This is a genomic window from Flavobacterium sp. KH_035, assembly GCF_057839565.1.
Genome location: NZ_CM174492.1, coordinates 3,701,922 through 3,717,993 on the forward strand (window position 1 = coordinate 3,701,922; position 16,072 = coordinate 3,717,993).

Annotated in this window: 9 protein-coding genes; all 9 read left to right on the forward strand. The window is 35.3% G+C overall.

Features of this window, described 5'->3' with window-relative positions:
- The first annotated feature begins 8 nt into the window (after positions 1-8).
- The 9 genes from AC3IS6_RS15255 to AC3IS6_RS15295 all read left to right on the forward strand — a co-directional run bounded on the left by AC3IS6_RS15255 (position 9) and on the right by AC3IS6_RS15295 (position 15,954).
- Positions 9-5,174: a DUF5977 domain-containing protein gene (locus AC3IS6_RS15255; protein ID WP_489160579.1), complete on the forward strand. Its 5,166-nt coding sequence runs from the start codon at positions 9-11 to the stop codon at positions 5,172-5,174.
- Between the two features lie 46 nt (positions 5,175-5,220).
- Positions 5,221-8,829 carry a DUF6443 domain-containing protein gene (locus AC3IS6_RS15260; RefSeq protein WP_489160580.1) on the forward strand — a complete coding sequence of 1,203 codons (3,609 nt, stop codon included), beginning with the start codon at positions 5,221-5,223 and terminating at the stop codon, positions 8,827-8,829.
- 3 nt (positions 8,830-8,832) lie between these two features.
- A complete protein-coding gene (locus AC3IS6_RS15265; RefSeq protein ID WP_489160582.1) occupies positions 8,833-9,333 on the forward strand; it encodes a hypothetical protein in 501 nt (166 codons plus the stop codon).
- Positions 9,334-9,438: 105 nt separating this feature from the next.
- Complete coding sequence (locus tag AC3IS6_RS15270; RefSeq protein ID WP_489160583.1) at positions 9,439-10,233, forward strand: RHS repeat-associated core domain-containing protein; 795 nt, start codon at positions 9,439-9,441, stop codon at positions 10,231-10,233.
- Between the two features lie 180 nt (positions 10,234-10,413).
- A complete protein-coding gene (locus AC3IS6_RS15275; protein ID WP_489160585.1) occupies positions 10,414-12,165 on the forward strand; it encodes an RHS repeat-associated core domain-containing protein in 1,752 nt (583 codons plus the stop codon).
- Entirely contained in the window at positions 12,143-12,724 is a 582-nt protein-coding gene (locus AC3IS6_RS15280) for a hypothetical protein (protein WP_489160587.1), read from the forward strand. Before AC3IS6_RS15275 ends, AC3IS6_RS15280 begins: the two co-directional genes overlap by 23 nt.
- 203 nt (positions 12,725-12,927) lie before the next feature.
- Positions 12,928-14,742: an RHS repeat domain-containing protein gene (locus tag AC3IS6_RS15285; RefSeq protein WP_489160588.1), complete on the forward strand. Its 1,815-nt coding sequence runs from the start codon at positions 12,928-12,930 to the stop codon at positions 14,740-14,742.
- 2 nt (positions 14,743-14,744) lie between these two features.
- Positions 14,745-15,086, forward strand: coding sequence for a hypothetical protein (locus AC3IS6_RS15290; protein WP_489160590.1), 342 nt, complete (start codon positions 14,745-14,747; stop codon positions 15,084-15,086).
- A gap of 169 nt (positions 15,087-15,255) precedes the next feature.
- A complete protein-coding gene (locus AC3IS6_RS15295; RefSeq protein ID WP_489160592.1) occupies positions 15,256-15,954 on the forward strand; it encodes an IS1 family transposase in 699 nt (232 codons plus the stop codon).
- The last annotated feature ends 118 nt before the right edge of the window (positions 15,955-16,072 follow it).

The following is a 16,072-nucleotide window of genomic DNA, read 5'->3' on the forward strand; positions in this document are numbered from 1 at the left end:
TTAAGAAGATGAAAAGTAAATTTTTGATAGTATGCTTGTTGAATTGTGTATGGTTACTGTCTCAAAATGCTAAGGACAATTTTTTCCCGGCAGCACCTGAGGCAAATTCACTAATTAAATATGTAGATGTCCCGGTTAATTATTCAACTGGAGTTACCAATTATTCCATCCCGGTGCACACTATAAAACTAAAAAATCTGACAATTCCTATAACTTTAACCTATCAGTCTTCGGGATTAAAACCTTCAGAAATAGCGGGAAATACCGGTTTGGGCTGGGAACTGAATGCCGGAGGAAAGATCACACAAAATGTGGTGGGCCAAAATGACATCGATGTTCCGGGACCGGCAAATCCTGCATGGAATTTACCGAATAACAGAGATTTCAAACTCCCGCGAATGGTTAATAGTTATGGCCCGGGTCCGGGTCCCTATAATCCAATTCAATTAGACAGTATACATGGAGAGACAACGGACTACGCACTGTTTCGTAATATAGACGAATACAATCTAGAAACACAACCCGATATATTTTACTATTCAATACCCAATAAGTCTGGTAAATTTTTCTTTGGGAACAATTTCGAAACCAAACAGATTCCTTTTGGGAAAGAAAAAATAGCCTTTAACAGCAGTACCAATAATTTTGAAATTACCGATACAGATGGTGTGAGGTACATTTACAATACAAGAACAGAAAACTTAAATCTCGTAAGCAGTATTTGTTACGCATTTCAGGCCTTAGCCGGAACTTCCAGAAGTAATTCGTATACCTATTATTTAGTTCAGATTATTACGCCCAATAACGAAACAGTCGATTTTATTTATGATACAGTCAAATACAATCTGGAGAACGATAAGGACTACACTAGGTATTATCATTGGATTTTTGGAGGAGGAGAAAAGATTACTTCCTATTATTCAGAAATCACCACTAAAGTTTTAACCAAAATCAAAGTTAATCAGGATTACGAAATCAATTTTTTGTACAGTAAATACCGAAAAGATATAAAAGGTAAAGTTTTGGCTACCGCTCCTAAAACACTTGATAAAATTACAATTAATTATAAAAACGAAGTAGAAACCTATAAGTTTGACTATGGCTATTTTGGTATTACTGAGGATCAGTACAATCCAGATCTTTTTGAATCCATCATTTCAAATGAAAACACAACGTACCGACTGAAACTAAAAAGTTTTCAAAAAACAGGCGAAAATCCATATGTTTTTTCTTATAACAACGAGTATGCTTTAGAAAGAAATTCACCATGCATGGATCATTGGGGATATTTTAGTGGTAACTGCTCAAGGTATACCATGAATGCCCTTTTTAATGACGTTGGAGGTTCAAAGGCTCCAAGTTTAGGGTATACCCAGACCAATATTTTAAAAAATATCGTTCTTCCAACAAAAGGTGAAGTAGATTTCGGTTACGAACTTAATACCTGTTCTGACAGCGATCTTTCTTATACAACCTATAATTGGGAACCTGTTTTAAAAGCGTATGCTAACTCTGAGAAAGTACCTACAGGCGAATGGATTACAGTGCGCGATACAGTCACAATTTCCGAGAGAATGCCGGGTATACCTTATGTTCAGTTTGATTTAATTAGTCCGGGGGAAGCTACAACTTCAAATTATGCAATAGCTGAATTGCATGAATTGGTTGATGGGCGAGAGCGTCTTATGAATTTTGAAGCCATAGGTAAAGAAGGAATAAATTTTAAACCCTATGTTGGAGAGCCTTTGCAAAGGGGGAAAACGTATATACTTAGTTTAAAGTGTTATGATACCATGGAGAATTCAAACAAGTTTATAATGATTAGTTATTTAATGGGTACCACAGTTCAGGAACCCGTCACTTCAGTGGGAGGGTTGCGTATCGCAAGCATAGAGACGAAAGAGTCGGGGAATGTAGCCACTCGTCGTTTTTTTGATTACAGCATCGATGGCAAGTCCTCCGGTGTATTGTATGAAGTCCCCTATTATTACGGAAACTACTCTTATTTTGCAGAAATTACGAACCCGGAAGATAATAATATCAATAAAGGTTTGCAGGAATTTGCCGTTCAGTATTCGAGAATTCCTTCCGATATATTTGGATTCAATGGCTATCATATTTTCTATAAGAAAGTAACCGAAAAAAATACGGACAATAAAGACATTTCCAAATCTATTAAAGTAGAAAAATACTTTACTTTTTATGACGATGTGAGGTATGGGGAAGATTCGCATTTTTCTAAAATATCGTACAATTGGAAACGTGGTTTGCCTTTGCTGATTAATGAATTTAATAAAAACGATATCACCAGAAAAACAACTTTTTCGTATTATTTTAACGAAACAGCTCCCGGGAATAAAATCTCCATGAATGATCCTGGTTTTCCTTTAGTAAATGCGACAGCTCCAAATGAATTTTATAAAAGGAGTATCGCTTTGAGTACCTACAGACGCAGTTTAAATTTCTATAACATCTACCAGTACACTAACTTCAGATTGATATCAGCCTGGTATTATATGGACAAAAAAACGACCGAAGAGTATTTTAACGGAAAGGTTTTAAAAACAGAAGAGGAATTTAAGTATGATAATCCGGGAAGTGCACAACTGACATCTCAGATCACTAAAAACTCTAATGAAGAAACCATAGAAACAAAATATTTTTATCCTGATGATTTGTTAAACGAACCCTTTATGGCTGAATTAAAAGCAGCCAACAGAATCAGCACCCCAGTAATTACGGAGAAATACAAATCAGGAACGCTTATTTCAAAAGATAAAACAGTATTTGCGAAGGATGTCTTAACGGGTAATTTGCTGCTACCTAGAGAAATTTATGGGGCAAAATTTCCCAATTCTTTACCTTCATTGAGCAATATAGGGAATCTCGAAAAGAAAATTACCTATAACCAATACGATGAAAAAGGTAATGTTTTACAATATACGGTCGAAAGCGGAATCCCCGTTTCGATCATCTGGGGGTACAATAAAACACTGCCTATTGCTAAAATTGAAAATGTTGCTTACAACGCAATTCCGACAGGAACGATTGCAAATTTGCAGAGTCTTTCAAATACCGACAATGATAACTGTATGTCAGGAAATTGTTCGGAACAATTACTTAGAAATGATCTAAATGCATTTCGGGCTGCATTTCCAAACGCTTTTATTACCACTTATACCTATAATCCATTGGTTGGAGTTACCAGCATAACAGATCCTAAAGGAGTCCCTTCTTATTATGAATATGATGCCGCAGGCAGATTAAAATTTGTAAAGGACTATGAATTAAATGTACTTCAAAAGTATTGTTACAACTACAAAGGTCAGCAAACGGATTGCAGTGATAATAGTTCTACAAGTACAGCTTTATATAAAAGTAGTGCAAGAAGCGGTTCATTTACCAAAAACAACTGTGTTTCGGGCGGAATAGGGGGAACTGTAGTTTACAGTCAGATTGAAGGTGCATCTACCTCGACTATTTCTCAAGAGGATGCTGATTCAAAAGGTTTCGATAAGTTGGTTATGGACGGACAAAACTATGCTAATACAGACCCTTCAATAAAGTGCACTTTTAAAAATACAGCTCAAAGCCGATTGATCACGCGAAACAACTGTGCCGTTGGTGGTACTCCGGCCAGTGTTTGGTACACTGTTGCAGCGGGAATTTACAGTTCGACTATTTCACAGTCGGATGCTGATGCTTTGGCTCAAAAACAAATTGATAACAATGGACAGGCATTTGCCAACAATGATAATAATGCGAAATGTACTTTTAAAAATACAGTTCAAAGCCGATTGATCGCGCGAAATAACTGTGCTGTTGGCGGTACTCCGGCCAGCGTTTGGTACACTGTCGCGGCGGGAACTTACAGCTCGACTATTTCTCAGGCGGATGCTGATGCTTTGGCTCAAAAACAAATTGATAACAATGGACAGGCATTTGCCAACAATGATAATAATGCGAAATGTACTTTTAAAAATACAGTTCAAAGCCGATTGATCGCGCGAAATAACTGTGCTGTTGGCGGTACTCCGGCCAGCGTTTGGTACACTGTCGCGGCGGGAACTTACAGTTCGACTATTTCTCAGGCGGATGCTGATGCTTTGGCTCAAAGAGAAATTGATAACAATGGACAGGCATTTGCCAACAATGATAATAATGCGAAATGTACTTTTAAAAATACAGCTCAAAGCCGATTGATCGCGCGAAACAACTGTGCAGTTGGCGGTACTCCGGCCAGCGTTTGGTACACTGTTGCAGCGGGAATTTACAGTTCGACTATTTCACAGTCGGATGCTGATGCTTTGGCTCAAAGAGAAATTGATAACAATGGACTGGCATATGCCAATATCAACGCTACCTGTACCTTTTACAGTGCTGCCAAACAGCGGGCGTTTGCAAAAAATGATTGCCCGGGTCAGGGAGTTCCTCAAATTGTAACCTATTATGTTACAGCAGGAAAACACATTTCTACGAGTTCTCAGGCTGCTGCAGATGCATTGGCTCAAGGAGAAGCAGATAACTTAGGTCAGGCTAATGCTAATGCAAAAGGGGATTGTACTTTTAACAGTGTCGCCCTAAGTGGTTCATTCGCAAAAGACAATTGTCCATCTGGAGGTTATCCTTCCAGTGTAAATTTTAGTATAAATGCAGGGACTTTTATTTCAAAGGAATCTCAGGAGATCGCAGACCGTGAAGCTCTTAGATATTTTAATGCGGAAGGTCTGGCTAATGCAAATGAAAAAGGTATCTGTACTTTTTATAACGTAGCTAAAAGCGGCACTTTTACCAGAAATAATTGTACGGAAGGCGGAATTGGCTCAACAGTAAGCTATACTGTAGGAGCAGGAAATTATTCATCAACATCATCACAGGCTGCTGCTGATGGGCTGGCACAATCTGCATTAGAAACTTATGGAAGGATTTATGCTAATTCAGCAGGAACATGTATTTATTATAGCCCTATGATAAACGAAAAAGTGTATAAGAATGATTGTCCGGGAGGAACAACTAATCCGTATGTGTATTATTATATTCCTGCAGGAAAATACTGGTCGTATGAATCTCAAAATGATGCCTTTGGAAAAGCTATGGCTGAGTTTAGTGCAAACAGTCAGGCTTACGCCAATGAAATAGGAGTTTGTTTAGGTTCCGGTGAAGTTGAAGAATAGTAAACAACATTAGACATTCAATCATTAAGAAAAACATTTAAAACAGATGAAAAGATATTCACTAATTCTAATACTGTTATTATGGTCCGGTGCAGGTTTATTGGCTCAAACCTTTAGCGATGATAACTTTGTGTACACGCTTAGCCCTAAAAAACCGGTTAAAGCAGCAAATCTGAATACGCTGACCAAAGACGAAATGAGTCGGAACGTAACTTATTTTGACGGATTGGGTCGGCCGATACAAACCATTGCCATTGGTCAGGGAGCAGCAGGACAAGACATTATAACCCCTATGGAATACGATGGCTTTGGCCGACAAGCCAAAGAATACCTGCCTTATCCGGCTGTCAATGGAAGCAACAGCTATCCCAGAATTGACTCCAATACGGCTATAGGTATCGCAAAAGGCATTTATGGCGCTGCAAAATACGACAATACCCCAAATCCTTTCTCCGAGAAAGCATTTGAACAATCGCCTTTGAATCGCGTTCTCAAACAAGCCGCTCCGGGGGCTTCCTGGGAAATGGGTAAGGGTAATGAAATCAAAATCGATTATCAGACCAATACCACTGCCGATGCGGTAATACTGTACAAAGCCAATACCAGTTGGCAGGCAGGTTTGGGGCTGTATGAAATTAGTTTTGCGGTGCCGGAAACTTACGCCGAAGGAAAGCTCTATAAAACGGTGACTTATGATGAAAATACGAGTGGAAGTCCAACAGAATCATCGGGTTCCACAGTAGAGTTTAAAAATACTGAAGGACAAGTCATCCTCAAAAGAACTTACGATTCTGGCAACCGACATGACACTTATTACGTTTATGATTTATACGGCAATTTAACCTATGTATTGCCTCCAAAAGTGACGGGTGTGGTTAATGATGAGGTTTTAAACGGTTTGTGTTACCAGTACAAATACGACCACCGCAATCGTTTGGTCGAGAAAAAACTGCCCGGAAAACAATGGGAGTTTATTGTCTATGACAATCTTGATCGTCCCGTAGCTACCGGACCTGCTTTCTCGCCTTTTAAAGACGAAACCACCGAAGGTTGGCTCATTACCAAATACGATGCTTTTGGCAGACCCATTTATACGGGTTGGAGCAGTCAGTCTTCGGGTTCGATCATTAGAAAGGCATTGCAGGATGCACAGAATGCCACTAGAGTTTTATTTGAAACTAAACAAAGCTCAGGAACCATAGACGATATCCCTGTCTACTATAGTAATAACATTGCTCCAATAAATTTTAAACTTTTAACGGTTACCTATTATGACGATTACAACTATCCTGGTGCGCAAGGTACGCCAACAAGTATTGAAGGACAGACCGTTTTAGACAATGCGAAAGGTTTGGTTACCGGAAGCTGGACAAGAGCTGTGACCACTACCTCTGAAATACTAGGAGAAACCACGACTACTTTTTACGATACCAGATCCCGTGCTGTGAGCACCCGAACTCAAAATCACCTCGGCGGATATACCAATACTGATAGTATTTTAGATTTCACTGGAAAATCGCTCTATACCGATACCAAACACAAACGTACCTCGGGTGATACAGAACTAACGGTAACAGAAGATTACCTCTATTCAGCACAAGACCGTTTGTTGACCCATATCCACCGAGTTAATGGTGGTGCAGCAGAGATTTTAACCGATAATACTTACGATGATTTGGGGCAATTGAGTGCAAAAAGTGTTGGAAATAGTGCAGGAGCTCCCTTGCAAAAAATACAATATAGCTACAACATCAGAGGTTGGTTAACGGGAATCAACAATATTGAAAATCTACAGCAAAATTCAGACCCTGTGGATCTGTTTGCTTTTAAAATTAATTATGACAAACAGCCGGGCAACTCACAGGTTCAAGCCTTGTACAATGGAAATATTTCAGAAACCTATTGGAAGACCAATACAGATCTTACCAAGCGTTCTTATGGGTATCAGTACGACAAGTTGAATCGTTTAACGAATGCGATTTACAGCAAACCCAATGATGCCATTCCGGTATCAGGAGCCTATAATGAAAGTTTGAGTTACGATAAAAACGGAAATATTAAATTCTTACAACGATACGGGGCCAGCGATGCGCCGTCTATTACTTTTCAAACGGATGATTTGAGTTATGGGTATTTAAATGATAACTCAAATCAGTTGACCAAAGTAACCGACAGCCCTGCTGGAAATGACAACGAAGGGTTTAAAGACGGTAATAAAACAGGTGATGATTTTACCTATGATGCCAATGGTAACATGATTGCCGATAAGAACAAAAACATTACCCAAATAGAATACAATCATCTGAATTTACCCAAGAAAATTACATTTGGAACAAATGGCACGATTGAGTATATTTACAACGCAACGGGTCAAAAATTGGAGAAAATTGTAAAAGAGGTAAGCGGTACAACTCATACTGATTATTTGGGGGGATTTCAATACAATTATGCTGTTAATGATGGTCACGTGCCAGATGATCCGGGAGATACGGATCCTCCTGTTGATCATGATATAGACCCTGATCCAAAAGATCCACCGGTGGAAGCAAATCGTTTTAGTGCAATGGCAAGTCAGGCTGTTCCATCGCGACCAACATTAGAGTTTTTTCCAACGGCAGAAGGGTACTATGATTATGTAGGTAAAAAATATGTGTACCAATACAAGGATCATTTAGGTAACGTGCGATTGAGTTATGCTAAGAATCCTGCTACCCAAGTTCTTGAAATTATTGAAGAGAATAGTTATTATCCTTTTGGATTGAAACACAAGGGGTATAATGATTATACAGCTAGTAATCATAAATATAAGTACAACGGAAAAGAGCTTCAAGACGAGCTGGGACTTAACATGTACGACTATGGATTTAGAAATTACGCTCCTGATTTAGGACGCTGGATGAACATTGACCCATTAGTAGAAAAATATAACAGTTGGAGTGGTTACAATTATGCGCTCAACAATCCAGTTTTATTTATTGATCCTGATGGTAGAGAAATTGATATTTCTGAATTGATGAAAAGTAAAGATCACGCACAAGCATTCATATTATTTGCCAAAACAAAAGAAGGAAAAGTATTTTTAAGTAATTATGCTTCAAAAGGTCAAAAATTATCTTATGGAGGTAAAGTATTTTTCGAAGCGAAAAATGCAGGTAAATATGATAAAAAAGGTATTGATTTAGCTTACAAAGTTGGTACTGATAAGGAAGGTAGTTCAACTCATTCTGATTTTGATTCAACTAAAGGAAAGGAAAGTGCGGATATAACTGTAAGTGTTGCTAAAGAAGGTTTTGGGAGTGATAATAAAACTTTTAATTTAGTAGATGCTATCGCTCATGAGTCTTTTTTGCATGTCGATAATAATACGCAGGATTTTACTGATGATTTTTTAAAAAATAAATCAAACTTACCTTCTGAATATAGAGGTTATGGATCACATGCTGACCATTACTTTTCTAGTAGAGAATATTATGCCGATCCAAATAATCAAAAAGCAGCTGCATTTCCAGAAAGAGAGTTTAGTGTTTTAAAGCAAGTCTCAAAACAATTAAATTATAATAGGACCGATACTCAAATAAAAACACAGATTTGGAATTTTAGTGGTTCTTTAATTCAAGTTAACCCTAGAACGGGAGTTCTTAATTACAAAAAATAAACTATGAAAAAACTTTTTATATTTCTTGTTTTAATCATTATTAGCTGTCATATGAAGAATAATGAAGAAAAAATTATATTGACTTCGGGGATTTCAATGAACCCAGATCAACCTAGATTTGGAATAGAAATTAACAATGAAGGTACTCTTTACTATTGTGAAGAAATTATTTCAAATAAAAGACATTATAAATTTTACAAGTCTAAAATTAATTCCGAAACTTTTTTAAGTTTAAAAAAAGAAATTCAAAATAATTTTAAATCAGAATTTAAAGATGAAGAAATAGTTGATTCAACTCCTTATGAATTAGATATCAAATTTGATAACAATAATGCTGTGTTTAGTTTTTATTTGGACAATCTAAATAATATGCAAGTGCAGATAATCAATAAAATTATTAAGTCAAAAGATTTAAAATTAGAGGAGATTAAACATCATAATTTTCCAAAAAGACTATTAATTGAAAAATTACCTTCGCCACCTCCACCGCCAGTTAAAAAATAATAATAAATACCTGCTCCATCGCGACCAACATTAGAGTTTTTTCCAACGGCAGAAGGGTACTATGATTATGTAGGTAAAAAATATGTGTACCAATATAAGGATCATTTGGGTAATATCAGATTGAGTTATGCCAAAAATCCGGTGACTCAAGTTCTTGAAATTATTGAAGAGAATAATTATTATCCTTTTGGATTGAAACATAAGGGATATAATGATTATACAGAGAGTAATAATAAATATAAGTACAACGGAAAAGAACTGCAGGACGAGCTGGGACTGAACATGTACGATTATGGTGCACGTAATTATGACCCTGCTTTAGGTCGCTGGATGAACATTGACCCGTTAGCTGAGAAATATTTCCACGCTTCTACTTATGCTTATGTTTGCAATGACCCTGTAAATTTTATTGACCCAGATGGTATGGATAGATATTATATGAACGGTGAAGGAAAAACTGTTTTAGCATTAAAAGAGGATAAAGAAGATATGCTGTTCATTGGAGATAAAAATAATGAAAATATAGTTGATGTAAACAAAGATGGGAAACAGGACAGTAAGGATGGTCTTAAAGTTAAGTCTAAAGGTTTATTAAGCCAATTAACTAATTATCGTTCAGGTTCTGAAAAAAGTGGAACAAAATATGTATCATCGATAGGAGAACAGAGCAAGCAACATGAGGAAGATTATTTAAATATTTTTAAATTTGCATCAGACAATACTAATGGAGCAGAGTTTTCTCTCACATTTTATCAAGATAGAGGCAAAGAATGGATAGAATTTGCAACATACAATGATGAGAAGCGTTCTCCATCTCCAGACGGTTTAGGTACAGGTATTGATTATTCAAAAGTTAGGTGGCATGCACATAATCATCCTTCTGGCTATACAACTGGGTAGTGTTTCAGAGTTAGTGATATAATGTTTTTTATTTTTAACATATTGAAATAGAGTAAATATTAACCGTGAATAATTTAAAGATGAGCAGTACTGCTCATCTTTTTTGTTTTAATATTGTCTTAAAAGAACTAAAATGAGTAAAAATGCTACTTCGTGTTCCAGAGTTAGTGATGGTATAAATTGATAGACCCTGTGGATCTGTTTGCTTTTAAAATCAATTACGACAAACAACCGGCTAATTCACAAGTTCAGGCGCTTTACAACGGAAATATTTCAGAAACCTATTGGAAAACAGGTACCGATCTTACCAAGCGTTCTTATGGGTATCAATACGACAAGCTGAATCGCTTAACCAACGCTATTTACAACAAACCCAGTGACGCGATTCCGGTATCTGGGGCGTATAACGAAAGCTTGAGTTACGATAAAAACGGAAACATTAAATTCCTACAGCGATACGGAGCCAGTGACGCGCCGTCTATTGTCTTTCAGACCGATGATTTGACTTATGGGTATTTAAATGAAGATTCGAACCAGTTGGCCAAAGTAAACGACAGTCCTGCCGGAAATGACAACGAAGGGTTTATAGACGCCAATAAAACAGGTGACGATTTTACCTATGATGCCAATGGCAACATGATTACCGATAAAAACAAAAATATCACCAAAATACAATACAATCACTTGAATTTACCCACACAAATTATCTTTGGGACCACTGGAAATATTGTGTACATTTATGATGCAAATGGAGTAAAACTTAGTAAGACGGTTAATAAAGGCACTTGTATTACTACAACTACAGAATATCTGGGAGGATTTCAATATGAAAGTATGGCAAATAAATGCTCAAGACCAGGTAGGGGCTATAACGGAGTACTGAAGTTTTTTCCAACTGCCGAAGGTTATGTAGAGCCTTCCGCCGGTTTTTATAAATATGTTTACAAGTATAAAGATCATTTAGGTAATATTAGATTGAGCTATGCCAAAAATCCGGTTACGCAAGTTCTTGAAATTATTGAAGAGAATAATTATTATCCTTTTGGATTGAAACACAAGGGGTATAATGATTATGTAGCTAGTAATAACAAATATAAGTATAATGGGAAAGAACTGCAGGACGAGTTACAGCTTAACATGTATGATATGGACATGCGTCAGTATGATCCTGCAATTGCGAGATGGGTAGTTCAAGACCCAATTGTTCATTATAGCCAATCTCCTTATAGCGCATTTAATGGAAACCCCATTTATTGGTCTGACCCAAGTGGAATGGCAGGGGAACATTATGATTGGAATACAGGGAAATATGTAAATGATAAAGGAAAGGAAATATCTTTTGCAACAGCATTAGCAAGTGTAACTGGAAATGGTGGTGATAAATCAAGTAATGAAGACTCATCAGAGACTGAAAGTACTACCGATATAAAAAGGCCTTATACAATTAAATTGCCAGATGAATACAAAAAGAAATATCCTAGATTAACACAAGTAGTAAGTCAGCTACATGATTATGTTAAGAACAATAAAGATATTTTAGATTATCTTGCAGAATATTCGGGCTATTCAACTATGGAAGTATTGAATCAATTGAAGTATGGCGAGGGAGTTACCATGTTAACAGAAATTATCACTGCAAAGTATGGGACAACTCCTGATGATGGTAGTTCCATAAAAGTCAATCTAAAATGGGTAAATGGTCTTGAAACTGCTAAATTAAACGCAACTATACAAGCGACTTCTTTTTTAGTAGCATATACCATATTACACGAATTTGTTCATTATGGAAGAATTAAAAACGGTTTGAGTGAAGGCGGATATGATTATGGTTTTGGTTTAGAACGGGATGTGTTTAAAGGTGAATATATAGGTAAAGAAAATGCACATGAATTATTAAATAAATATGGACATGGTTGGAATTTTAAAAAGTAAGAATATATTAATTATTATATTAATTAGTAGTTTGATTTCATGTCAGATGGAAAAAAATGTAGAGCAAAAGATAATTGTAGATAATTTTTTAGAAATCGTAGATACATTAGCATATGCATCTGGGTCTTTTAGACCAGCTCCTCCATTAAAGGACGATATTAATAAAGAATATTCTAAATTAAATATCAAAGTAGTTGATAGTATCAAATACGATAAAATAATTCAAAAAGATATAGATTATTTTTTTAAAAATGAAACTGTTTTGAAATCAGAGTTTAATGACGTTATAAATAAGGGAACATATTCAGAATTGTCATTTAATTCAGAATTTCCAAAAAAAATCGGAAAATATTATCTGTTCTTTGATAAGAATTATAAAAACGTCGGTACTAAATATGCTGGAGAAATAGAGATTGCTAATTTAAAGGTTTATAATAATAAATCATATTTAGTAGTCTTAAAATCAGAAAGAACATCCATAATTGCTTATATTGTTTTTTTAATAAAGGAGGATAATCATTGGAAAGTAATAAAGCGAAGGCAGTTATTTGTATCATAACCTCCGCTCCGCAAAGTGGGTAGTGTTTCAGAGTTAGTGATATAATGTTTTTTATTTCTAACATATTGAAATATAGTAAGTATTAGCTATAAATAATTTAAAGATGAGCAGTACTGCTCATCTTTTTTGTTTTAATATTGTCTTAAAAGAACTAAAATGAGTAAAAATGCTACTTCGTGTTCCAGAGTTAGTGATGGTATAAATTGATAGACCCGGTGGATCTGTTTGCTTTTAAAATCAATTACGACAAACAACCGGCTAATTCACAAGTTCAGGCGCTTTACAACGGAAATATTTCAGAAACCTATTGGAAAACAGGTACCGATCTTACCAAGCGTTCTTATGGGTATCAATACGACAAGCTGAATCGCTTAACCAACGCTATTTACAGCAAACCCAGTGACGCGATTCCGGTATCTGGGGCGTATAACGAAAGCTTGAGTTACGATAAAAACGGAAACATTAAATTCCTACAGCGATACGGAGCCAGTGACACGCCGTCTATTGTCTTTCAGACCGATGATTTGACTTATGGGTATTTAAATGAAAATTCGAACCAGTTGGCCAAAGTAAACGACAGTCCTGCCGGAAATGACAACGAAGGGTTTATAGACGCCAATAAAACAGGTGACGATTTTACCTATGATGCCAATGGCAACATGATTACCGATAAAAACAAAAATATCACCAAAATACAATACAATCACTTGAATTTACCCACACAAATTATCTTTGGGACCACTGGAAATATTGTGTACATTTACGATGCAAATGGAGTAAAACTTAGTAAGACGGTTAATAAAGGCACTTGTATTACTACAACTACAGAATATGTGGGAGGATTTCAATATGAAAGTATGGCAAATAAATGCTCAAGACCAGGTAGAGGTTATAACGGAGTACTGAAGTTTTTTCCAACTGCCGAAGGTTATGTAGAGCCTTCCGCCGGTTTTTATAAATATGTTTACCAGTATAAAGATCATTTAGGTAATATTAGATTGAGCTATGCCAAAAATCCGGTTACGCAAGTTCTTGAAATTATTGAAGAGAATAATTATTATCCTTTTGGATTGAAACACAAGGGGTATAATGATTATGTAGCTAGTAATAACAAATATAAGTATAATGGAAAAGAGCTTCAAGACGAGTTGGGGCTTAACATGTACGACTATGGATGGAGGAATTATGATGCTGCAATTGGTAGATGGATGAACATTGATAATATGGCAGAGAAATTTATTTCATTGTCTCCATATCATTATGCTGGGAATAATCCCGTATTGTATTTAGATGTTGATGGAAATGAGTTTACAGAAAGTGCTTGGAAATGGGTTAATAAATTAATTAAAGATATAAATTCTAGGCAAGAAAAAAATAACAATAGTATTGCTGATTATAAAGCTAAAATAGCATCGGGGGGAAGCGACAGACAACTAGCTAGATGGAATAAAAGTATTAATTCACTAACAGCCAATAATGCAGAATTAGAAACAACGAGAGGAGAAACTGCAACTTTGGCGGCTTCTTCACAAGTTTATGATGTTGTTACAAATAGTGGGGGTACACAACAAGACGGATTAGGTAATTCTACAACAGTTAATCAAACAACATTTAATAGTGATAACAACAGAGTTCAACTAACTGTTTCCTCAGGCACAGATTTAGGGCTTTTTTCCCATGAATTAAAGCATATGTATCAATTTGAGACAGGAGAAACTGCATTAGGATTGACTAAAAATAATGGAGGTATAAGTTTAAAAGGGAATAATCTTTTATTTTATGACTTGTCAGATGAAGTTCAAGCCTATCAAAGAGGAGCATTATTTGGACAGAGAGAAAATGTTAATTCTGTATCTGATATTTTATCAAAAGGAGTATATAGTGATAAAATTCCATCAGGTCCTATTAATGCCGTTAATTATCCTAATGCAGCAGGAATAAAGCAAAACCCACAATCATTTGCTAATAAATATAATGCTGCTTTTAGAATTGGAACGACAACATATAAACCACAATAATTATGAAAAAAATAATTCTGTTTACAGGATTTTTGACAATATTCACATCTTGCAGTAAAAATATCCTTGGAAAGTATAACACTGGTTATTCAAAAGATAAAAGTGCATTTTTTCAAATAATTTTGAATTCCGACAATACTGTTGAAAAGACAGAAATTCATACAATAAGTAATTCTGCGAATGGTAAATTTGTATTAAAGGATAATAAGGTAATCTGCTATTTAGATTCGACAAAATTTGGATATCCAGCTGATACTTTAATGTTTAAAGTTAGAGGAAATAGACTTTATCCCATAAAGAAGGGAATTATTAATACAAAATTTTATCTAAAAAAGGATAATTGATATTTTAGTATTGTATAACTCCTCTGGCGCGGGTAGTGTTTCAGAGTTAGTGATATAAGATTTTTTATTACTAACATATTGAAATAGAGTAAATATTAACCGTGAATAATTTAAAGATGAGCAGTACTGCTCATCTTTTTTGTTTTAATATTGTCTTAAAAGAACTAAAATGAGTAAAAATGCTACTTCGTGTTCCAGAGTTAGTGATGATATAGATTGTCCGAGATGTAAAGAGAAAAAAGTTATTAAAAATGGGAGAACAAAAAACAATAAACAGCAGTATTATTGCAAAATTTGTCTTTACCGTTTTATTGAAAATTATACATATCAAGCCTATAAGTCAGATGTTAATCAAAATATCATTCAATTGACAAAAGAAGGATTAGGAATAAGAAGTACTGCCAGGATATTAAGAATATCAACGACGACAGTATTAAAGAGAATTTTAACAATTACAGAGAAGATTCAAAAACCCATTATTAGTAAAGGAAAAATGTATGAAGTCGATGAACTGTGTACTTACATTAGGCACAAGAAGAATTATATCTGGCTGGTTTACGCTCTGGAAAAGAATTCTAAAAATGTAGTGAGTTTTAATGTGGGCAAACGTACTAATAAAACATTAAGCCGTGTTTTGGAAACTTTAAAATTGTCTGAAGCTAAAAAGATATATACTGACCGATTAAAAAATTACCGATATCTGATTGATGAGAAACTGCATTCCGTTAAACGTTTTGGCACCAATCATATCGAAAGGCAGAATTTAACGTTGAGAACTCATCTTAAAAGATTAAATCGGAGAACAATTTGTTTTAGTAAAAGTTTGGTAGTTATGATTGCTGTTTTAAAGATTTACTTTTGGATTTGAGTAATAAGAAAAAATATTTAATTGCTAATAATTAGGAAAATAACAATTGAACTCTATATAAAGTATAAAAACAGAGGTAAAGAACTTTAACTCATGAATTTGGACATCTATTTGGGTT